This window comes from Litchfieldella anticariensis FP35 = DSM 16096 (genome assembly GCF_000409775.1).
Taxonomy (GTDB): domain Bacteria; phylum Pseudomonadota; class Gammaproteobacteria; order Pseudomonadales; family Halomonadaceae; genus Litchfieldella; species Litchfieldella anticariensis.
Genome location: NZ_KE332377.1, coordinates 632683 through 655271, shown reverse-complemented (window position 1 = coordinate 655271; position 22589 = coordinate 632683). Strand labels below are relative to the sequence as shown.

Sequence of the window (22589 nt, the reverse complement as noted above, 5' to 3'; positions counted from 1 at the left end):
CCATCCTACTCCCGCCTGACTATCCATTACTTGAGTTCTTCGCCTGGCAACACATCCTTGCCATCGAAGAAGTCCTTGGTCAGCTTGAAGACCATGGGCGACAGCAACGCTAGTGCAATCAGGTTGGGAATCGCCATCATGGCGTTGAACGTATCTGCCATCAGCCAGATCAGGCCAAGTTGGGCCAGAGCGCCCACCGGAATGGCCAATACGAACAACACGCGATACAGCGTGATGGAACGCACGCCAAACAGGTACTCGAAACACTTCTCACCGTAGAAAGACCACCCCAGAATCGTGGTGAAGGCAAACACCGCCAAGGCAATCGATACGATATGGTTACCCACACCTGGCAAGGCAGCCTCGAAGGACATGGCCGTCAGTGAGGCACCTTCCTCCCCTGTCTCCCACACTGTGGAAGTGAGAATCACCAATGCTGTGATCGAACATACGATAATGGTATCGATAAAGGTTCCCAGCATGGCGATCAGGCCTTGCCGCACCGGATTCTTGGTTTGTGCGGCGGCATGGGCGATGGGAGCACTACCAAGGCCTGCCTCATTGGAGAAGATACCTCGCGCCACACCGAAGCGAATGGCCGCCATCACAGCGGCTCCGGCAAAACCCCCGACGGCAGCATGCGGGTTGAAAGCATAGTAAAAGATCATGCTGAAAGCCGAGCCGATCTGGCTGGCATTGACGATCAATACCGCCAGACCAGCGATGACATACGCAATCCCCATGATCGGCACCAGCTTGCCCGCCACCTTGGCGATACGCTTGATCCCACCCAGGATAACGGCACCGGCCAACACCATGATCACTACGCCAGTCAGCCAATGCGGCATGCCAAAAGAGGCATCCAAGGCATCGGCTACCGAATTGGATTGCACCGTATTACCGATACCAAAGGCTGCCACTGCCCCGAAAAATGCAAAAGCACCGCCCAGCCATGCCCATTTCTTGCCCAAACCGTTCCGGATGTAGAACATCGGGCCACCCACATGATTGCCAAGATCATCGACTTCGCGGTAACGCACCGCCAGCACGGCTTCGGCAAATTTAGTGGCCATGCCTACCAACGCAGTGATCCACATCCAGAACACCGCTCCAGGCCCCCCCAGAGCGATAGCCGTCGCCACCCCGGCGATGTTACCGGTGCCGATGGTAGCCGACAGTGCGGTCATCAAGGCATTGAAGGGTGATATTTCCCCTTCCTTCTCGTCATCCTTGGCCGAAACCCGCCCTTGAAACATTAGCTTGAAGCCCATGCCCAGCTTACGAATCGGCATCAGCTTCAAACCGAGCTGTAGATAAAGGCCAACTCCTAGTAGCAGGATCAGCATCAACGGTCCCCAGACCACGCTATTGATAGCGCTGAAGACACTATTCAAGGTTTCCATCTATTTACCCCCTTTCCGTTTCTTGTTGTGCACGTCTGTCTGTGCATGGATGTGCTTGGTCAGCAACTCAGGGGCCTGGCGAACCTGGCGGACGCTTTTCCGCTACGGCCAGTCGAGCCCTTGCTGCCCCTTGCCGCTCGAACTGGCGTACCATAGCGGATCCCACCATAATTTCTCCAGCATCCCATAGAAAACATTGTCCAAATGACCGATGTAACGAAAATATAGCACTGCACCACTTCCTGGCCAGCGCAGATACATCAGCGCCAAGAAGGAGGAAATTTGTTTCTTATAGGAAACACGGGTACATTAGCTTGCATTGGGACACCGTACAAGTCGGGGAGCACCTTGAGGTTGCGTATCCTTTCTGTATGACTGCTCTGAACCAGCTATACGCTTGATTGCGATCCGCCCACCGAGCAATTCAGCACTGATGCTGGACGATGCCGACAAAGCCGGCCACCCTTAGGTTGCGGTCAAGCGCTCCAGATGGAGAATCGCACCATAGCTGCCAGTCGGCTCACTATTCAGGCATAATGATGCTGCGATTCCCCGAATCAGAAAAACCATTTCGTATAGGAAAACGTGATGAGTACAATTCCCGCGAACTTGAATTACACCGAAAGCCACGAGTGGGTTCTGGACAACGGTGACGGCACCGTCACGATAGGTATCACTGATCATGCCCAACAAGCATTGGGCGATGTGGTCTTCGTTGAGCTACCCGAGGTAGGACGCGAGCTCGAGGCTGGAGAAGAGTTCGGTGTCATCGAGTCGGTCAAAGCCGCATCGGACCTTTATGCCCCCTTGGCTGGTGAGGTGCTAGAGGTAAATGACGCGCTCGAGGATGCTCCGGAGACTCTCAACGAATCGCCCTATGAAGATGGTTGGATCGCCAAGCTGAAGCCGGCCGACATCGAAGCACTCAACAGCCTGCTCAATGCCGATGCCTACGGCCAGTTGGCTGAGGACGACGACTGACATACGAGTTTGGCGGGCCGCGCAGCGGTTCGCCAATCTCGTCCCTTTATCCGTCAGGAGCTTGACCGCTCCGCTACACATGCAAGGTGCTTCATGGCTTTAGATAATCGCCGCCTGGCCGAACTGGCCGGCCACGACGCCTTTCTTCAACGTCATAATGGCCCCGATGCCGACGACGTTGTACAGATGCTCAAGATGCTGCATATCGACAGCATCTCGACATTAATCGAGAAAACCGTGCCAGCCGATATTCGGCTGGGTCGTGAGCTGAACCTCGACGCTCCACGAGCCGAGGCCGAGGCGCTCGATTATCTCAAGCGCCTGGCACGTCAAAACAAGGTCTTTAAGACATATATCGGCCAAGGCTATTACAACACTCACCTGCCGGCGGTGATCCAGCGCAACGTATTGGAAAACCCTGGCTGGTATACCGCCTACACGCCCTACCAGCCTGAAATCGCCCAAGGCCGTTTGGAGGGATTGCTCAACTTCCAGCAGATGGTCATGGATCTCACCGGCATGGAGCTGGCCAATGCATCCCTGTTGGATGAAGCGACAGCGGCGGCTGAAGCCATGGCCCTGTGCAAGCGGGCCAACAAGAAGAGTAAGAGCCAAGCCTTTTTCGTCGCCGACGATGTCCTCCCCCAAACGCTGGATGTCATACGCACTCGCGCCTATTACTTCGGCTTCGAATTGATCGTCGCGCCGGCCGGAGAGATCGCGGCCCATGATGTGTTCGGTGCTCTACTGCAGTATCCGAGCCAGAGTGGCGAGATTCGCGATCTTGCTCCTCTGCTGAAGGCTGCCGCCGAGCGTGGCGTCATGACCTGCGTGGCTGCCGACATCATGAGCTTGGTGTTGCTCAAGGAGCCCGGCAGCCTGGGAGCCGATATCGTCATTGGCAATAGCCAGCGATTCGGCGTGCCAATGGGCTTCGGCGGCCCCCACGCTGCCTTCTTCGCCACCACCGACAAGCTAAAGCGCTCCATTCCCGGGCGTATCATCGGCGTCTCCAAGGATAACCGGGGTAACCAAGCGCTACGCATGGCGATGCAAACCCGCGAGCAACACATTCGCCGCGAGAAAGCGACCTCCAACATCTGCACTGCGCAGGCGCTGCTGGCTAATATCGCCGGCTTCTACGCCGTATACCATGGTGCTTCCGGTCTACGTACCATTGCCTCGCGTATTCACCGCTTGACCACGATCCTCGCCGAAGGACTCAAGCGCAAAGGGGTGCAGTTGGTACACGACAGCTGGTTCGACACCCTACGCCTGACGAATGTGGATGCCGGCAAGATTCATGGCCGCGCCATGACGCATGAAATCAACCTGCGTTATTTCGACAACGGCGATATCGGCGTCAGCCTGGACGAGACCACGACGACGGCGGATCTTGGCGTGCTCTTCGACGTGCTGCTCGGCGAGGAGCACGAACTCTCCGCCGCGGCACTGGACGAGGAGGTAGTCGCCAAGCGTCTAAGCGGCATTCCCGCTGCCTGCCAGCGTAAATCCGACTTCCTGACGCACCCAACCTTCCAGCGTTATCACAGCGAAACCGAAATGCTGCGCTATCTCAAGCGTCTGGAAAACAAGGATCTGTCACTGACTCATGCGATGATCCCGTTGGGTTCGTGCACCATGAAGCTCAATGCCACCAGCGAGATGATTCCCATCACCTGGCCGGAATTCGCTCATATCCACCCCTTCGCCCCCAAGGATCAAATCGTCGGCTACAAGCAGATGATCGACGAGTTGGCTGCGTTCCTGGTGGAAATTACCGGCTACGAACACATCTCCATGCAACCCAACTCCGGAGCCCAAGGCGAATACGCGGGTTTGGTGGCTATCCGTCGCTATCAGGTCGCCCAAGGCCAAGGACATCGTGATATCTGCCTGATCCCCAGTTCCGCTCACGGTACCAATCCAGCCTCTGCCGCCATGGCTCATATGAAAGTCGTGGTGGTGGAATGCGACAAGGATGGCAATATCGACCTGAACGATCTGCGTGACAAGGCTGGGCAGCACCGTGACAATCTTTCCGCGATCATGCTCACCTATCCGTCGACACACGGTGTCTTCGAGGAAAGCATTCGCGAAGCCTGCAAGATCGTCCACGACCATGGCGGCCAGGTCTACATCGACGGTGCCAACATGAATGCCCAGGTCGGCCTGGCCCGCCCAGGGGACTTCGGTGGCGACGTTTCGCACCTCAACCTGCACAAGACCTTCTGCATCCCCCATGGAGGCGGTGGCCCGGGTATGGGACCGATTGGAGTCAAGGCGCACCTGGCACCTTATGTCTCCAACCACGTAGTGACACCCATCACGGGTGTCAATCCCGATTGCGGCGCCGTATCGGCGGCCGCCTTTGGTTCAGCCTCGATCCTGCCCATCTCTTGGGCCTATATCAAAATGATGGGGACACGCGGGCTGCGCGAAGCAACCGAACTGGCCATCCTCAACGCCAACTACATCGCCAAGCGCCTGGATGGGCATTACCCGGTTCTCTACAAAGGAGCCAACGGTACCGTCGCCCATGAATGCATCATCGACATTCGGCCACTCAAGGCTACCTCCGGCATCACTGAAGAGGACATCGCCAAGCGATTGATGGACTACGGCTTCCATGCCCCAACCATGTCCTTCCCAGTGCCCGGCACATTGATGGTAGAACCTACTGAGTCGGAGTCGCTCTATGAGATCGACCGCTTCTGCGATGCCATGATCGCCATTCGCGAAGAAATCGCCCGAGTGGAAAAAGGTGAATGGCCGGTCGATGACAACCCCTTGGCAAATGCTCCGCACACCATGGCGGATCTCATGGACTCGCATTGGGAGCGACCCTACTCCCGCGAACTGGGCGCCTTCCCCTCGGAGGCCGTCAAGGCAGCCAAATACTGGCCAGCGGTCAATCGCGTCGACAACGTGTTTGGCGATCGTCAGTTGATCTGTTCTTGCCCGAGCATCGACGAATACCGCGACTGACACCAGTGCCGTGTATCGCACGCCCCCCCGGCCAGTGCCGGGGGGTTCGTGCATCTAGTGACAGCGTCTCTTCGCCTTGACCAATCCAAGGAAACGAACATATACCTAAATTCCATGTACCGGCTTCGTCCAGGTCATGTCTCCCATATCACAACAACCCAGGAGACACGTCATGACAACCTCCACAATGCCTACCGAGATAACCGAGATCCTGGAAAATCCCGCGAGGAGACTACTGCTCAAGGGCAGCGCCGGCGCGGTGGCTGCCTTGGGCATCATGAGCCTGACCCCTTTCGTACGAGCTGAGGAACTCTCATCGCTACCTGGTTATGCGTCGTGGAAACGCAAGCAGGATCTGATCCTGCATAGCGAAGCGACCATGGAGACCCGTCGCAACGCCATCCGCAGCGGTATCGTTACCCCCAGCGAGACACTGTTCGTACGCAACAACCTGCCGGCCCCCGATGCCAGTATCGTTGCCGACCCCGACGCCTGGGAGGTACGCTTCGAAGGCGTCAACGATCCTCGCACCCTGACCCTCGGAGAACTCAAGAAGATCGATGTTCAGACCGTCGCTTCGGTTCTGCAATGCTCAGGCAACGGTCGCGCTTTCTTCCCGCATGGTGCAAGCGGTACGCAGTGGAGCGTCGGTGCGGCAGGTTGCGTCGTGTGGACCGGGGTGCCGCTCAAGGCGGTTATCGATACGCTCGGTGGTCCATCTGGCGGTGCCAAGTTCATCACCGGCACCGGTGGCGAAGAGATTCCCGATGGCCTCGATGCCAAGGAAGTGATGGTCGAGCGTTCCGTGCCTCTGGAGGTCATGGAACGCGTTCTTCTCGCCTGGGAACTCAATGACGACCCTATCCCCATTGCGCATGGCGGCCCACTGCGCATGGTGGTGCCCGGCTTTTATGGGGTCAACAACGTCAAGTACGTCAAGTACGTCGCTCTGACCGAAAACGAGAGCAACGCCAAGATCCAGGTATCGGGCTATCGTGTCCGCGACGTAGGTGTTAGTGGCGCCCCGGACCAGCCTTCCATGTGGGAGATGAATATCAAGTCCTGGATCACGCTGCCACTCGACACCACCGAACAGGGTCGCAACATGCTCTACGGCGTCGCGCTCGGCGGCACCCGAACGGTCGACAAGGTCGAAGTGTCGGTGGACGACGGCGAAACCTGGCAAGAAGCGGAGTTGTTGGGGCCGGACTTGGGACCTTACGCTTGGCGGCCTTTCGTGTTGGCCACCGAGCTGTCACCGGGTGAGTATCGCATCGTCTCACGGGCCACCGACGTGGAAGGCAACAGTCAGCCTGAAGCACGGATGGATAATGAAAGGGGCTATGGGCACAACGGTTGGCGTGATCATGGCGTCACCGTCACGGTGAGCTGAGCACTCCCTCAGCGGGCATTGGGCAGCGACCCAATGGCCGCTGCTTCGACTACTACAGGATCGACGAGCCCCTCATGACAAAGCCCTTTATACCCTCCTTCTTGCTCACTGCCCTTCTGAGCCTGTCGGCAATGGCCGATGAGCCATTCGAAATCGGTAAGAGGCTATTCACCCAGGGTGCCAAGCCTCCTTGTGCGACTTGCCACACACTTAGCGATGCCGGATCAAGTGGCCAGATCGGGCCCAATCTTGATGAGCTTGCCCCCACCACCGACATGGTGATGAGCGCCGTCAAGGGAGGAGTCGGCGTGATGCCGGCCTATGAGGAAACCCTCTCGAGCGATGAGATCAAGGCTCTGGCTCACTACGTCACCACGGCAACCGATAAATGATGAGCGACCTTCCCCCGCCCAAACCTACTACCGAGTGACTTCTCAGCCGAAACTCGGTTCTTCGGAATAGCCGTATAGTGCATGCCTTCGATGTTGACGGAAATCATCCAGCAGCTGAGCATAGCGGCGAGGTAGTTCGGCACCCGAGGGCATCACCAGATGCAAGCTTTCATGAACGGGGTTCGGTAGTGACACTTCCTTGACCTGACGCTGCCAAGGCGAAGTTTCCAGCACCAAGCGCGATATCACAGTGAATCCTAACCCTCGAGCCACCGCATCCAGCACCATGGAAACTTCATTGGTGTACCCCTGCTCAGGGAAGTGACTCATGGAACGAAACTCACCGGGAAAATTGGCACGCATCAACTGGCTGGCATGATTGATGCCATCCGAGTAGTTCATGAACCCCAACCCCAGTAAATCATTGAGTGTCGTACCGGTGAAGTCAGCCGGCACCACCAGGCAAAGCGGCTCTTGATGCCAGAGTTCATAATCGAGATCAGGATGCTTGATCACATCGGTGACGATGCCAAGATCATAGCGCCCGGCCAGCACGTCCTGCACGATCTCATTGTTGAAGGCAAAACTGTAGCTCACCGTCAGGCCGGGGTACATCTGTTGATAGCCAAGAAGGAATGGATAGAACATCAAACCGACACTGCCCGGCGAGGCGATGCGACACTCTCCGGAATCAAGCGAGTCGTTATCCAAGGAATGCCGGAAGTGCTCGTGCTCAGCGAACAGCTTGATAGCATAATCGTAGGAACGGCGCCCAGTCTCGGTCAGGGTGAACTTGCGGCCATGCCGATTGAGCAAAGGCTTGCCAAGATATTGCTCGAGCTTGCGAATATGCTGACTGACACCAGGCTGGGTCATGTCCAGCCGGCGGGCGGTATGCGTGAAGCTACCGGTTTCGACCAGCGTGATGAAGGTCCTGAAGTACTGGGCATTGAACATGGAGCAACGGTCCACTCATTCAGCCTGTCGGAGGTGTGCGTACAGCGCGTTCATTTTATCAGATTTCAGCTATTTACGCAGCGCTGTGCGCATGGCGCTGGCATGATAGCATTATGAAAGAAACGCTAACCGCGAGTTTGCGAACATGCTCGCCCGTCGAGCCCGATACCATCCATCAGGCGTTCCCGACCAGAGAATGTCAGCCCCCAAGAGCGATATCTTCGTCTTCGCTCAGGGCTATCCAATTTCCTGACAATAGGCCGACGTCGCATGACAAGGACCCCAACCGTGCCGGACACCATTTCCACCACGATTTCTCCTGAAGGTAGTCTCGAGGTACTTTCGCAGCATGAGGTAAATCGTCTGCGCGACACCTCTGCCAGCGGCTTGCATGACCTCTTGCGCCGCTGTTCCCTGGCGGTACTCAACTGTGGCAACCCCACCGACGATAGTCGCAAGGTCATGGAAACCCATCGCGACTTCGATATCGAAGTCTTGCAGCAGGATCGCGGTATTCGCCTCAAGCTCAGCAATGCCCCTGCCGAAGCTTTCGTCGACGGCAAGATGATCCGCGGTATTCGCGAACTGTTATCGGCGGTACTGCGTGACGTAGTCTATGTCTATAACGAGATCCAGACCCAGCAACGTTTCGATCTCAGCACGGGGGAAGGCACTACCAATGCCATCTTCCATATCCTGCGCAAAGCCGGTGCTCTCAAGCCCTCACGCGACCCCAGCATGGTAGTTTGCTGGGGCGGTCACTCAATCTCCCGAGAAGAATACGAATACACCAAGGATGTCGGCTACCACTTGGGCCTGCGTGACATGGATATCTGCACCGGTTGCGGTCCCGGTGCCATGAAAGGGCCTATGAAAGGAGCCAATGTGGCCCATGCCAAGCAGCGCCGCAATTTGAGCCGTTATCTGGGTATTTCCGAGCCAGGAATCATTGCCGCCGAATCCCCCAACCCGATCGTCAATGAATTGGTGATCATGCCCGATATCGAAAAGCGCCTGGAGGCATTCGTACGGGTCAGCCACGGCATCGTCGTCTTTCCTGGCGGGGTCGGCACCGCCGAGGAAATCCTCTACCTCCTTGGGATCCTGCTTCATCCCAGCAACCAGGATATGCCATTTCCGGTGATATTTACCGGCCCAGCCGACTCAGCCGATTATTTCAAGCGCATCGACGAGTTTCTTACCTATACCCTCGGTGATGCAGCTCGCAGCCGCTATCGCATCCTCATCGACGACCCTGTAGGAGTGGCACGCAGCATGCGTGCTGGCATTAACGAGGTCACCGACTTCCGCCGTGCCCATCAGGATGCTTTCTATTACAACTGGCGCCTCAATGTCGATCGTGACTTCCAGGCGCCCTTTACACCGACCCATGAGGCCATGGCAGGTCTCGCCCTCCATCGCGACCAGCCCGTTCATGAACTCGCCGCCAATCTACGCCGCGCGTTCTCGGGCATCGTCGCCGGCAATGTCAAGGAATCTGGAATCCGCGCTATCGAAGCCAATGGCCCTTTCCGACTGCATGCAGAATCTACACTGATGGCACAACTGGACGAGCTGCTTAGCTCCTTCGTCGCCCAAGGGCGCATGAAGCTTCCGGGCAGCACTTACGTGCCTTGCTATACGCTGCAATAAAGGAAGGAAGATATGGTCGCGGCGTCAGCCGCGACCACCTCGCACGCGGAAGCTGTCATTCAGAGTCAGAGCGATCACTGACGGGGTTCCACCACATTCCCAACACGTGCAGTAGCAGACCCGTGGTTGTGCCCTGGGCCAGCAGTACTTGCCAGCGAACCCACGTTGGCGAAAAGAAGGCATGCCAGGCCGCCATCACAGCCATACCGACGATAACGGCAAGTCCAAGGCGTCGCAACAATGGCAGCAATCGCGCACGTGCTGCCGGTGCCAGCATACGCCAGTGAACCACAGCGATAATGGACACCACCACGAATGCCATTCCAATCAGTGACAGCCGCGTATCCAATCCTTGATCCACGTAACGTGGTAGTGTGGCAAGGATCACCACCAACAAGCCCAGCATGGCACTGAGCCGCTCAGGCGAAGGGCCGATACGCACCTCAGGCAACCTGAAGGTTCTCTTCGGCGATCCAGGCCTCCGCCCACGGCAGCGCCTCATCGTCGGCCATGAAGGTTTCCATGGCATCGATTTCGAGGCGTTCACCGAGGCGACGAGCCCCCAGGTCCTCAAGCAGAGCATCCAAGGCTCTTCCTGCACCGCAAAAGGTATCTCCGTAGGAGCTATCGCCAAGCGCAATCAAGCCATAGCGCACTTCCGCCAGCGAGGGGCTCTGCTCGCCAAGAGCCCGCGTAAAAGGCACAAGGCTACCCGGGTAGTCGCCACTACCGGTAGTCGAAGTACAGAACAACGCCAGATCGGTTGGCGAGCCAAGTAGATCTTCCAAGGTCGGTTGATCGTAGATGCTGACGTCGTAGCCGGCTTGCTCGAAGAGTGGCTTCACTTGTTCGGCAACGTCCAGGGCACCGCCGTACACAGTGCCAACGAAAATCTTCAGAATGGGCATGGGCCTGCTTTACTTGAGAAATTTTCTCGAATGGTAACATAGTCGACAGTTTAGCCGAATCCCAACCGCTGCCCCTACCACGTCAACCACTCCTCAATATCTGCATGACGTTGAACACTTGGCTATACTGGGCTTTTTTTCGGCGTAGGAGACATCATGCGGGAAACATTCGAAGCTTGGATCACACCGCTAATGATCGGCGGACTGATCCTATTTATGAGCTTCATTATTTGGGACTTGGCCCGCAAATCCCGGGCTGGCAAGTTTGGCACCATCATGTTGTTCATTGTGCTGGGGGCCGGGATGCTGGGCTACATCATCAAAGTCGTCATCACCTATCTGATGGAAGGCTCCACCTAACCCAGATAGCTCCAACCCCCTTTTTCCACCGATTTTTGCTCTGCCTTAACCTCGCCGGTCGCTGCTCCCAGCCCTAGCGTAATGAAAAGGCGCCATTCCTGAGAATGGCGCCTTAATGATCATGACTGCCCATCGCTGGAGGCAGCACTACAATGTCAATGCTGCAACGGACCGTCAAACTCCTCGACACGCCCCTTGAGTTTCTGACCGGGTCGGAAAGTCACGACGCGCCGCGCCGAGATAGGAATCTCCTCGCCAGTCTTGGGGTTGCGTCCGGGACGTTCCCGTTTATCACGCAGATCGAAGTTGCCGAACCCTGACAACTTCACCTGCTCATTCTCGCGCAGGCAACCACGGATTTCCTCGAAGAAGGCCTCTACCATCGACTTGGCTTCACGCTTCGACAGGCCCAGTTCGACGTGCAGATGTTCGGCTAGTTCCGCCTTGGTCAACGCACCCATGATCATTCCCTCGTTGGATCGCCGCCGCCGCGCAGAACGGAAGCTCAGCTTCTCAGCCGAGCACCGAACCGCTGCCCGGATTCGGTGACGATTGCATCAACTAACTGATTGATTTCATCGTCATTAAGCGTGCGCGAAGGATGCTGCCAGGTCAAGCCCAAAGCCACACTCTTGTAACCTTCGGCAACCCCCTTGCCCTGATAAATATCGAACAGGCGCAGTTCCGTCAGCCATTCGCCGGCCTGTTCTCGCAGACAATCCAGCAATGACTGGACAGGCAAACTCTCCTCGACCAATAACGCCAAATCGCGACGCACCTCCGGGAAGCGAGACAACGGAACGAAAGACGGCAAGCAACCTTGAGTCAAGGCATCGAGTCGTACTTCGAACAATATTGCATCGACTTTCAACCCTAATTCAGCACGCACCGCCGGATGCAATGTTCCGATCCAGCCGACGTCATCTCCGCGATATAGAACGCGTGCCGTTTGACCGGGGTGTAGTGATGAATGCTGACCTGGCTCGAAGCGCCAGGCTGAAGCATTTCCGCCACTCGCCAACAGGCTCTCGAGGTCACCTTTGACATCGTAAAAGTCGACCATTTCACGCCCGGAGGACCACCCTTCCGGCTCGCGAAGACCGCAAGCCAAACCGCCCAGCATAGGGATCTGTTCGAGATCGTCCAGGTCGCCACGGAACACCAGACCTGACTCGAATAGACGCACACGACTTTGCTGGCGATTGAGGTTGTGTTCCAGAGCCTTGATCAACCCTGGGAACAGGCTGGCACGCATGACAGCCATGTCACTGGAAATCGGGTTGGCAAGCCGCGGTGATACCGCCTGGGGCATTAGAATTCGCTGCAAATCGGGAGACACGAAGCTATAGCTGATAGCCTCTTGGTAGCCTCGTGCCACCATCTGGTGACGCAAGCGCGATAAAGGCTGGCGACTTTCGCCATCCGGCCGCAACGCCAGACGGGCTGCCGGGCGACGAACCGGCAAACGATTGTAGCCATGGATCCGTGCCAGTTCTTCGATCAGATCCTCTTCAATGGCGATATCGAACCGCCAGCTCGGTGCTGCGACCCGCCATCCCTCTCGGCTTTCACTCACTACCATGCCAAGGCGTTGCAGAATGTCTTCCACCATCTCCGATTTCAATGGCATTCCCAAGGCTTGCTCGATACGCGATGCCCGCAGTTCGATCTGACGCGCTGGTGGCAGATGCTCATGACTTGTCACGTCCACCACGGGGCCTGGCTCCCCACCGGTGATTTCGCGTAACAACGACGTCGCCCGCTCTACAGCCAAGCGAGTCAAATCGGGATCGACACCGCGCTCGAAACGATGAGACGCATCGGTATGCAAACCATAGGATCGAGCCTGGCCCGCCACCGCCAAGGGAGTAAAGAAGGCTGACTCGAGGAAGATGTCACGCGTTTCGAGGCCAACGCCGGAATGTTCTCCGCCCATCACACCCGCGATCGCGAGGGGGCCGCGCCGATCCGCAATCACCAAGGTATTGTCGCGTAGGGCAATCTCTTGGCCATCGAGTAGCACCAGGCGCTCGCCTTGCCGCGCCAGACGAACGTCAATTGCCTCATGAAGATTGGCAAGATCGAAGGCGTGCATCGGCTGACCGAGCTCAAGCATCACATAATTGGTGACATCTACCACCGGATCGATGCTACGGATGCCACTGCGACGCAGTCTTTCGACCATCCATAGGGGCGTCGTAGCTCCAACGTCGACACCCTTGATCACTCGTCCGATATAACGCGGACAACGTTCGGGGTCACTGACACGAATCGCGAAGCGCTCATCATGCGCGACCTCCAGGGGCTCGATAACCGGCTCCTGAACCGCCAAACGGTTGAGCACACCGACCTCACGCGCCAACCCCTTGAGACTCAAGCAATCACCGCGATTCGGCGTCAGATCGACTTCGATCATGTTATCGTCGAGCGTCATCCAAGTACGGAAGTCTTCGCCTACCGGCGCCGTGTCCGAGAGCACGAGAATGCCAGACGAATGTCCCTCTTCAAGCCCCAGCTCGGAAGCCGAACAAATCATCCCACGTGATTCCACGCCACGAAGCTTGGCCTTCTTGATCTTGAAGTCCCCGGGCAACGACGCACCGACACGCGCAAACGGCACTTTCTGGCCTGCCGCTACGTTGGTCGCCCCACACACCACCTGCAGCGGTTCGCCGCTTCCATCGTCGATCTGACAGACACTGAGCTTATCGGCATCGGGATGGGGATCCTTCTGGGATACGAGAGCCACCACGACACCGCTGAACTCCTCGGCAACCGCTTCCACGGCATCAACCTCTAGCCCAGCCATGGTGATCTGATCGGCCAGCGCCTGAGTCGCCAGTTGTGGGGAAACCCACTCACGCAGCCACTGTTCGGAAAATTTCATGGGCATTCCTGTCTTCTGGTATCGGTCTATGCGGTCAGGCGAACTGTCGCAGGAAGCGCAGGTCGTTATCGAAAAACATCCTTAGGTCATTGACGCCGTAGCGCAGCATGGCCAAGCGTTCGGCGCCCATGCCAAATGCGAACCCCTTGTAGCGCTCGGCATCGATACCGGAGTGGCGAAACACTTCCGGATGTACCATGCCGCATCCCATGACTTCCAGCCACCCGCTGTGCGAGCAGACTCGACATCCTCCCCCGCTACACATGACGCACTGAATGTCGACTTCGGCGGACGGTTCGGTAAAGGGGAAGTAGGACGGCCGGAAGCGCACCGATAAATCATCACGCTCGAAGAAAGCGTGCAGGAAGTCTTCGATAGTGCCCTTGAGATCAGCGAAGCTGACGTCCTCATCGACCAACAAACCCTCGACCTGGTGGAACATCGGAGTATGGGTCAGATCCGAATCGCTACGATAGACGCGCCCCGGGCAAACGATGCGAATCGGTGGTTCGGCCTCCTTCATGGTACGTACCTGTACCGGTGAGGTATGCGTCCGCAGCAGTCGGGTGGCATCGAAATAGAACGTATCGGCCATGCCGCGAGCCGGGTGATGAGCAGGAATATTCAGGGCTTCGAAGTTATGGTAGTCGTCTTCGATTTCCGGGCCTACGGCCACATCGAATCCGATGCGGGTGAAAAGCCCCTCAATACGCTCCAATGTCCGTGTGATGGGATGCAAGCCGCCGCTGGCCTGGCCACGCCCCGGCAAGGTCACGTCGAGACGTTCAGCGGCCAATCGCGCATCCAAGGCAGCCTGTTCCAGCATTTGCTTGCGGCTATCGAGCTCAGCCCCGAGTTGCTGTTTGGCCTGGTTGATTCGCTCGCCTGCTGCAGGACGCTCTTCTGCCGGCAGCTTGCCCAGCCCCTTGAGTAAGGCTGTGATCTCGCCCTTCTTGCCGAGATAGCACACCCGAACCTCGTCGAGTGACTGCATGTCCTCGGCAGCCTCGATCGCAGAACGAGCCTCGGCAACCAGATTGGGAAGATGGTCCATCCGTTCAGCTCCGAATGCGTTTCGACCGACACGAGGCCGCTCAAAACGGGGTCTTGAAATAAAAACAGGGGAAGAGCAGCTGCCCTTCCCCTGTGACGTTCACGCGATGTCCGACTATCAGATCATGATCGGGACATCGATACGGCCAGTGTCACTTACTGAGCAGCCTTGGCCTTCTCTACGATGGCAGCAAAAGCCGCTTTCTCGTGAACGGCGAGATCGGCGAGAACCTTACGGTCGATCTCGATACCGGCTTTCTTCAGGCCGGCAATGAAACGGCTGTAGGACAAACCGTTCTGACGAGCCGCCGCATTGATACGAGCGATCCACAGTGCACGGAATTGACGCTTGCGCTGGCGACGGTCACGGTAGGCATACTGCCCTGCCTTGATAACCGCCTGTTTGGCTACGCGGAATACACGCGAACGAGCGCCATAGTAACCTTTGGCCTGCTTCAGAATCTTCTTGTGGCGGCGACGAGCCACCACGCCACGCTTGACACGAGTCATAACTTTCTCCTGACGTTAAAAAGGATCAACCAAGCTCAAAGATTCGGCAGCATGCGCTGAACCAATGCCTTGTCGGCGTCATGGACCTGCTGCATCCCACGCAACTGACGCTTACGCTTGGTGGACTTCTTGGTCAGGATGTGGCTACGAAAAGACTGCTTGCGCTTGAAGCCATTGGCTGTCTTCTTGAAGCGCTTGGCCGCACCACTGTTACTCTTGATTTTCGGCATGAGGGAAATCTCCACTCGGTGTTTTTCAGAAAACCCAAGGCCGGTAGCTCGCCAGCGCTTTCGTCACTGGCGACCACCCGTTAACCTGCCTTTGGATCACTTCTTCTTGGGGGCAAGGATCATGATCATCTGGCGCCCTTCCATTTTTGGGAAGGACTCCACGGTTGCCACCTCCTCGAGGTCCGCAGCGACCCGCTCCATCAGCCGACGGCCGATGTCCTGGTGCGCCATCTCGCGTCCACGAAAACGCAGTGTCACCTTGCCCTTGTCGCCACCTTCGAGGAATCGTATCAGGTTCTTTAGCTTCACCTGATAGTCACCCTCGTCGGTGCCAGGCCGGAATTTGACTTCCTTGACCTGGATCTGCTTCTGCTTCTTCTTCTGAGCAGCCTTCTGCTTCTTCTGCTCGAAGACGAATTTGCCGTAGTCCATGATCTTGCAGACCACGGGGTCGGCATTGGAAATCTGTACGAGATCCATACCAGCGGCTTCGGCCTGTTCTAGCGCCTCGCGAGTCGAGACGATACCAAGCTGCTCGCCATCGCTGCCTATCAGACGAACTTCGTCTTCACTGATACGGTCGTTCATTGGTGGGCGCTTGTCTTGTGGACGCCCGCGCTGAGTATTCCGCTTGATCGTTACATCTCCGTTCTGGCAATTGACGTTACCGTCACACCCGCTCTGCGTGAAGTCTGGCAATCAACTCATCGACTTTCATGCTGCCGAGGTCTTCACCACTTCTGGTGCGCACGGCCACGGCGTCGGATTCGACTTCCTTATCTCCCACCACCAGGAGATAGGGAACTTTCTGCAACGTATGTTCCCGAATTTTAAAGCCGATCTTCTCATTCCTCAAGTCCGCCTTGACGCGCAAGCCGATTTTCTGCAAGCGCTGCGTCAATGCTTGAGCATAATCACGCTGAGCATCGGTAATCGTCATCACCACGGCTTGCTGGGGAGCCAACCACAGCGGCATGGCACCTGCGTAGTGCTCGATGAGAATACCAATGAACCGTTCCATGGAGCCGACAATGGCACGATGCAGCATTACCGGTGCCCGACGCGAGCCATCCTCAGTGACATACTGAGCACCAAGGCGGGCCGGCATCATGAAATCGACCTGCATGGTCCCAACCTGCCAAGCGCGCCCCAGGCAATCCTTCATGTGGTATTCGATCTTGGGACCATAGAATGCCCCTTCTCCAGGCAACTCTTCCCATTCCACATCGCAGTTGGACAATGCCCCGCGGAGAGCCTGCTCGGCCCGATCCCAATCCTCATCGCTGCCGATACGCTTATCGGGGCGCAGAGCAATCTTGACGGCGATATCATCGAATCCGAAGTCACTATAAACCTTCAACGCTTGCCGATGAAAATCCGTCACTTCCGGTTCGATCTGTTCCTCGGTACAGAAGACATGCCCATCATCCTGGGTAAACGCCCGCACGCGCATGATGCCATGTAACGCACCAGAAGGCTCGTTACGGTGACAACCACCGAACTCACCGTAGCGTACCGGAAGCTCACGATAGCTGCGCAGCCCGGAATTGAATACTTGCACATGGCCAGGACAGTTCATCGGTTTCAACGCATATTCACGCTTTTCCGACTCCGTGAAGAACATGTTTTCTGCGTAGTTATCCCAGTGTCCTGATTTCTTCCACAGGGATACGTCCATGATCTGCGGACACCGGATCTCCTGATAACCACTCGCCTTGTAGACATTGCGCATGTACTGCTCGACGATCTGCCAAAGCGTCCAGCCCCGTGGATGCCAGAACACCATACCCGGCGCTTCTTCCTGCATGTGGAAAAGATCCAGTTTACGCGCCAGCTTACGATGATCGCGCTTTTCGGCTTCCTCGAGGTGTTTGAGATAAGCCTTTAGCTGTTTCTTGTCCGCCCAGGCTGTACCGTAAATACGGGTCAACATGGGATTGTCGGCATTACCACGCCAATAGGCACCGGCCAGCTTGGTCAACTTGAAGGCCTGGAGGTGACGAGTGTTGGGGACATGTGGCCCACGGCACATGTCGATATATTCTTCATGGTGGTAGAGGCGAATAGTCTCTCCTTCCGGAATCCCACGCACGATTTCCTGCTTATAGGGCTCGTCACGGTGCAAGAAAGTCAGCATTGCCTGATCGCGATCGACATATTCACGTACCACATCGTAACCACGCTCGATCAGCTCCTTCATGCGCTGCTCGATCGCTTCGAGGTCTTCTGGCGTCACCGAACGACCAAAGTCGATATCATAATAGAAGCCGTCTTCGATCACCGGACCGATGGCCATCTTGGCATCGGGATAGAGCTGCTTGACGGCATGACCTACCAAGTGCGCACAGGAGTGGCGAATGATTCCTAGACCTTCCTCGTCACGAGCGGTAATGATCGCCACCTCAGCATCATGGTCGATGACATCGGCGGCATCCGCGAGCTCACCATCGATCTTGCCGGCCACACAGGCCTTGGCCAGACCCGGCCCAATGGATTCGGCCAGTTCCATGACAGTCAGCGGAGTGTCGAAGTGTCTTTGACTGCCATCAGGCAGTGTCACGATAGGCATTGCAAAATATCCTTAAGCGCAGTGGTGAGCCATACCAAGGCTCACATGTCGCAGGCTATGGTAAAAAGTGCGGGGTATTGCCACCAAGCCAGCTGACCATCACCACGATGCGAGATCGCTATCGCTCGGGATGAGACGGTGCCAGCGGCACAATGTAGCAAAAGGCGAACCTTAGCAGGCACATATAGCGGACGTCCAGAGCATCAAGCTACCATCATGCGCGATTCGCCTTGATACACGAAAACGCCAGGGTACCCGAGGGCACCCTGGCATCAAGCGAGCGGCAATACCGCTAGCCGTCACTAAACCACTACATCGTCATCGACGATATCTTATTCCCACTCGTCGAGTTCGACGCGGCGGTTCTCGGCGCGACCGGCATCGGTCTCATTGGTAGCAATCGGCTGTTCCTCACCGAAGCCCTGGGCACGCATGCGATGCTGCTCGACACCACGTGACTCCAGATAATCGACGACCGACTGGGCACGACGCTGAGAAAGGTCTTGGTTGTATGCAGCCGATCCAACGGAATCGGTATGCCCATCGATGCTCACACGCACATTCGGGTTGGCAACCAAACGCTCAGCGACTTCATCCAGCACCGTCTCGGCTTGCGGCGTCAATTTTGCGGAATCGAACTCGAAGTTCACATCACGCAATATCAGGCTTTCGGTACAACCCAGCGCATTGACTTCGGCACCGGCCGGCGTATCCGGGCACTGGTCACGATAGTCGGGCACGCCATCGCCATCGGAATCCAGCGGACAGCCTTGGGCATTGACTTCGACGCCGGCCGGAGTTCCCGGGCACTGATCAAGATAATCCGGGACGCCGTCGCCATCGGAATCCAGCGGACAGCCTTCGGCATCGGTGGCAACGCCTGCCGGTACTTCACCGTAGCTCGGACACTGTGGCTCAACAGGCTCCGGCGTGCGATCGGCGCACAACATCGCACCGGCAGTGGCACCGACAGTCCCGCCGATCGCGGCGCCACTGTCTTCATCGGACTCACTGCTGGTGGCATAACCAATGCCGCCACCGATCAGGCCACCCGCGAGACCACATACAACCGGGTGCTGGTACCAGGCGCGATCTGCGGAAGTGGACATCCCCCCAGAGGACTGAGACCCGGAACTGGCACAGCCGGAAAGGCCGACGACCAGAGCGGAACCAAGCATCAAGCCAGTTGTTGATTTCTTCATGTAAGACTCCTTCTTAACACAACGCTTGTTGTAACTCTTCGTTACTCAGCAGGTCCATCGTCTTTGCGGAACCCCCAAAGCGGACAAGAGATTACTTCACCTTACTCCGCAAAAGAAAGCACATCATATACGATTCGGCTAGCGGAACGGCAGAACAAATTGGTGAGCGGACCAGACATCCCCGAACGAAGGACAAGGTGACGAAGCACTGAAAGCCTAGACACCTTGAGGGAAATGCAAAAAAATTGGACGAAATCCTCGCTCAACGCCATTAAACATGGCCGTTTTCCCACACACGCATTTATTCAGTGTTCCCAGGTGCTTTTCCTGATTTGGCCAATGATATCGTTATGAGATCGGCACCACTAGCCCTCACATCAGAATGCCGTAATGCCAAAAATGTTGCAAACGTGACCGTGTGCATCATTGTTGTATGACGGTAGAGAATCGCGAATACCCTCCTCAGATGACGGCACACGACATAGCCATTCTCATTCAGTGCAAGCTACTCGGCCAGTTCGATTTGAACTCTAGAACGGCCCTTGCTGCAGCGAGCAGCTCTTGACGGTATTCTTCTTCGACCACCAACCGTTGACGATCTTCCTTTACCCGCTCTCGAGGGGTCAAGGCGCGGCGAGCCGAGTGCGTATGCAAGTGCGCGGTTCGAGCCTGAATGTCGCCGAACACTCGGAAGCTCTGACGCTCCATCAGGGCAGGATCGATGATTTCGAGCAAGACCTTGCAACGCAAAGCTCCCTCAGTGGGATCGACCTGTTCCTGAAGCATGGCCCTAGCAATGGCATCCAAGCTTTCCAGGCAGTTCTCATTGGCACGGCGAGCTTCATCGCGCCTGAACGCTTCGCGGCGGCGAACCTCTTTCCAGAGTGTCCAAGCATAGGTCCCGAGGCCAGCCAAAATCGTGAGCGCAATACCCAGCAAGATCAAGGCAGTCATTTCACTCATCGACGGGAAATCTCATATCGGTTTCTGGGCGCGTTGGAGTATAACGAGGATGGCTGCCCCTGTCCCTACAGGGGGCCAGGATCGAGCGCAAGCAACAATGATGCTTAACCGCAAACCTCAATGCGTCAAGCTCCTTGGCTCAATAGAACCATCCATGCGCATAATGATCGAGCAGTAACACACCAAACACTCCCAGTATGTAGCGGATCGAGAACCAGAACGCAGCAAGTGGCGCTTGGGAATCATGCCCACGCCAAACCCGCCAGTTCCAGTACATGAAGCGAGCGTTCAGCGCCATGACGCCGACCAGATAGACGAGACCACTCATACCGATCACGAATGGCAACAAGGTTGCCGCCACCGTCAACCAACCGTAAAGCCAAACCTGCAAACGGGTAAAAGCATCGCCATGGGTTACCGGTAGCATCGGGATACCCGCCTTGGCGTATTCATCCCGCTTATGAATGGCCAACGCCCAGAAATGAGGAGGAGTCCATGCGAATACAATCAACATCAACAGCAATGGCTCGGGACTCAAATGCCCTGTAACCGCTGTCCATCCCAGTAACGGCGGCGACGCACCAGCCACGCCTCCGATCACGATATTCTGCGGCGTGGCACGCTTGAGGAACGCCGTATAGATCAGTGCATAACCGATCAAGGACGCCAGGGTCAGCCAAGCAGTCAGCACATTGACCTGCCACAGTAATAATCCGATCCCCGCAACGGACAACAATGTCGCCCATGCCAAGGCATAACTCGTGGGTAGACGCTGGGAAGCCAAAGGGCGACGAGACGTCCGGATCATCAAAGCATCCAGGCGGCGATCCAGTACATGATTGAAAGCCGCAGCGCCGGAGGCCGCCAATCCGATGCCTACCAGGCCGAAAATCACCGCTCCCGAGGATGGCAAGTCCGGCGACGCCAGTGCCATGCCCACCAACGCACAAGCCAACATCACTATCACCACACGCGGCTTGCAAAGCGTTATCAGATCCCGCCACTGCCAGACTGCTTGCGATACCCCATCGACTCGCTCGATCGCCATATTACGCATGCGCCCACTCCTTCTTGCTGCCCTTTCCATCGAACGTCGACAAGGTTCCTAACTGTCGCCACTGCCAAACACCCAGCGCCATGGCCACCACCAACAAGACGGCCCCTGCGGTATGCAACAACGCCAACACCAGCGGTATCCATAGCAAGACATTGGCGATTCCCAATGCCGCTTGCCCTGCATAGGCACCTAGCAAGAGCAATAACACAGAGCGCAGGCGCTGTTCACGCCAATGCCTCCAGGCCAGGAGCATCAGCACCATCCCCAAGGCCAGCGCACCCAGGCGATGCCCGAAATGGATGGCGGTTCGCGCCTCGGCATGCAGTTGCCCATGCAGATAATTCGGCCCTACCGTCTGGGTCAGGTGGAAGCCTTCACTCCAGTCCATATCGGGCCACCACTGGGTGTTACATGTAGGGAACCCCTGGCAGGCGATTCCAGCATAGTTACTGGTGGTCCAACCACCCAGAGCCAATTGCAGGACCAACAGTATCACCGCCATGGCCCATAGTGGCGACAGTGGCCTCGATTTCACCACGCGTCCGTTTTGTCCCTGCCCTTGAACATGCTGCCGCAACCGAAGGTGCAGCCATAGAAATAGCAGCATCACAGCCAGGCCGTTCAATAGATGAAGCGTGACGACTTGCGGCCAAAGCTTAAGAGTAACGGTAAAGGCACCGAAGGCGCCTTGCATCAGAATCACGACCAACAACGCCAAGCTGACTTTCCAGGGATATCCCGGGCGTCGTCGCAAGGAAGCCCCCAGGAAAATCAACACCAGCACCAGCACTCCAAGTGCCGAAGCGACATAGCGATGGCTCATCTCTACCCAAGCCTGGAAAGCTGCCAACGGCACCTCAGGAGAGTGGGCCAAGGCAGTATCGGTATCGGGCACCACCAAACGTCCGTAACAGCCAGGCCAGTCGGGGCACCCCAGGCCAGCGTCCACCAGACGGGTCCAAGCCCCGGCCAGGATCACCAGCACGGTGAAGAGAACTCCAATCAAGCTCAAGTGCTTCAGTAGTCGAAGCCTGGCATCAACCTTTGACATGGCAGCCCCTGATTATCGTTGTCCTGGCCATT

Annotated in this window: 21 protein-coding genes; 6 read left to right on the top strand and 15 right to left on the bottom strand. The window is 56.8% G+C overall.

All coding sequences use genetic code 11. From position 1 onward, the window contains the following. Positions 1 to 26: 26 nt before the first annotated feature. Complete coding sequence (locus tag L861_RS02985; RefSeq protein ID WP_016415073.1) at positions 27 to 1403, bottom strand: alanine/glycine:cation symporter family protein; 1377 nt, start codon at positions 1401 to 1403, stop codon at positions 27 to 29. Between the two features lie 588 nt (positions 1404 to 1991). Here L861_RS02985 and gcvH point away from each other — a divergent pair. From gcvH to sorU, 4 genes are all read left to right on the top strand, one after another. Then, a complete protein-coding gene (gene gcvH, locus L861_RS02980; protein ID WP_016415072.1) occupies positions 1992 to 2384 on the top strand; it encodes a glycine cleavage system protein GcvH in 393 nt (130 codons plus the stop codon). Between the two features lie 93 nt (positions 2385 to 2477). Then, entirely contained in the window at positions 2478 to 5372 is a 2895-nt protein-coding gene (gcvP, locus tag L861_RS02975; RefSeq protein ID WP_016415071.1) for an aminomethyl-transferring glycine dehydrogenase, read from the top strand. A 172-nt stretch (positions 5373 to 5544) separates the two neighbouring features. After that, a complete protein-coding gene (gene sorT, locus L861_RS02970; RefSeq protein WP_016415070.1) occupies positions 5545 to 6765 on the top strand; it encodes a SorT family sulfite dehydrogenase catalytic subunit in 1221 nt (406 codons plus the stop codon). Positions 6766 to 6839: 74 nt separating this feature from the next. After that, positions 6840 to 7157, top strand: a complete 318-nt coding sequence (gene sorU / locus L861_RS02965; protein ID WP_016415069.1) for a SorU family sulfite dehydrogenase c-type cytochrome subunit — start codon at positions 6840 to 6842, stop codon at positions 7155 to 7157. 42 nt (positions 7158 to 7199) lie between these two features. Here sorU and L861_RS02960 read toward each other — a convergent pair whose 3' ends face one another. Further along, entirely contained in the window at positions 7200 to 8114 is a 915-nt protein-coding gene (locus L861_RS02960) for a LysR family transcriptional regulator (protein WP_016415068.1), read from the bottom strand. Positions 8115 to 8384: 270 nt separating this feature from the next. Between L861_RS02960 and ppnN the strand changes: the two genes are divergently transcribed. Beyond that, positions 8385 to 9767: a nucleotide 5'-monophosphate nucleosidase PpnN gene (gene ppnN / locus L861_RS02955; protein ID WP_027947479.1), complete on the top strand. Its 1383-nt coding sequence runs from the start codon at positions 8385 to 8387 to the stop codon at positions 9765 to 9767. A gap of 55 nt (positions 9768 to 9822) precedes the next feature. On the opposite strand, the gene L861_RS02950 is transcribed toward ppnN, so the two are convergent. Together L861_RS02950 and L861_RS02945 are read right to left on the bottom strand one after the other, a co-directional pair. Beyond that, on the bottom strand, positions 9823 to 10209 hold the full coding sequence (locus tag L861_RS02950; protein ID WP_027947480.1) for a hypothetical protein: 387 nt from the start codon (positions 10207 to 10209) through the stop codon (positions 9823 to 9825). Position 10210: 1 nt separating this feature from the next. Further along, the gene (locus tag L861_RS02945; protein WP_016415065.1) at positions 10211 to 10675 is read right to left on the bottom strand and encodes a flavodoxin domain-containing protein; all 465 of its coding nucleotides are present in this window, start codon (positions 10673 to 10675) and stop codon (positions 10211 to 10213) included. 156 nt (positions 10676 to 10831) lie between these two features. Here L861_RS02945 and L861_RS02940 point away from each other — a divergent pair, with 156 nt between their 5' ends. Further along, positions 10832 to 11035: a DUF2788 domain-containing protein gene (locus tag L861_RS02940; protein WP_016415064.1), complete on the top strand. Its 204-nt coding sequence runs from the start codon at positions 10832 to 10834 to the stop codon at positions 11033 to 11035. A 155-nt stretch (positions 11036 to 11190) separates the two neighbouring features. On the opposite strand, the gene ihfA is transcribed toward L861_RS02940, so the two are convergent. From ihfA to L861_RS02885, 11 genes are all read right to left on the bottom strand, one after another. After that, positions 11191 to 11496 (bottom strand): integration host factor subunit alpha, encoded by a 306-nt coding sequence (gene ihfA / locus L861_RS02935; protein ID WP_027947481.1) that lies wholly within the window; start codon positions 11494 to 11496, stop codon positions 11191 to 11193. Between the two features lie 44 nt (positions 11497 to 11540). Next, the gene (gene pheT / locus L861_RS02930; protein ID WP_016415062.1) at positions 11541 to 13922 is read right to left on the bottom strand and encodes a phenylalanine--tRNA ligase subunit beta; all 2382 of its coding nucleotides are present in this window, start codon (positions 13920 to 13922) and stop codon (positions 11541 to 11543) included. 34 nt (positions 13923 to 13956) lie between these two features. Further along, a complete protein-coding gene (pheS, locus tag L861_RS02925) occupies positions 13957 to 14976 on the bottom strand; it encodes a phenylalanine--tRNA ligase subunit alpha (RefSeq protein WP_016415061.1) in 1020 nt (339 codons plus the stop codon). A 155-nt stretch (positions 14977 to 15131) separates the two neighbouring features. Then, positions 15132 to 15485, bottom strand: coding sequence for a 50S ribosomal protein L20 (gene rplT, locus L861_RS02920; protein ID WP_016415060.1), 354 nt, complete (start codon positions 15483 to 15485; stop codon positions 15132 to 15134). A gap of 35 nt (positions 15486 to 15520) precedes the next feature. Then, the gene (rpmI, locus tag L861_RS02915; RefSeq protein WP_016415059.1) at positions 15521 to 15715 is read right to left on the bottom strand and encodes a 50S ribosomal protein L35; all 195 of its coding nucleotides are present in this window, start codon (positions 15713 to 15715) and stop codon (positions 15521 to 15523) included. A gap of 96 nt (positions 15716 to 15811) precedes the next feature. Further along, positions 15812 to 16414, bottom strand: a complete 603-nt coding sequence (gene infC / locus L861_RS02910; protein ID WP_081645762.1) for a translation initiation factor IF-3 — start codon at positions 16412 to 16414, stop codon at positions 15812 to 15814. Beyond that, positions 16386 to 18284, bottom strand: coding sequence for a threonine--tRNA ligase (gene thrS / locus L861_RS02905; RefSeq protein WP_016415057.1), 1899 nt, complete (start codon positions 18282 to 18284; stop codon positions 16386 to 16388). The genes infC and thrS overlap by 29 nt, the downstream gene beginning before the upstream one ends. Positions 18285 to 18616: 332 nt before the next feature. Further along, positions 18617 to 19486 carry an OmpA family protein gene (locus L861_RS02900; protein WP_016415056.1) on the bottom strand — a complete coding sequence of 290 codons (870 nt, stop codon included), beginning with the start codon at positions 19484 to 19486 and terminating at the stop codon, positions 18617 to 18619. A gap of 495 nt (positions 19487 to 19981) precedes the next feature. Next, positions 19982 to 20449, bottom strand: a complete 468-nt coding sequence (locus L861_RS02895; RefSeq protein WP_027947482.1) for a DUF2489 domain-containing protein — start codon at positions 20447 to 20449, stop codon at positions 19982 to 19984. A 139-nt stretch (positions 20450 to 20588) separates the two neighbouring features. Further along, on the bottom strand, positions 20589 to 21506 hold the full coding sequence (cyoE, locus tag L861_RS02890) for a heme o synthase (RefSeq protein WP_016415054.1): 918 nt from the start codon (positions 21504 to 21506) through the stop codon (positions 20589 to 20591). Then, entirely contained in the window at positions 21499 to 22557 is a 1059-nt protein-coding gene (locus L861_RS02885) for a COX15/CtaA family protein (protein ID WP_016415053.1), read from the bottom strand. The genes cyoE and L861_RS02885 overlap by 8 nt, the downstream gene beginning before the upstream one ends. Between the last annotated feature and the right edge of the window lie 32 nt (positions 22558 to 22589).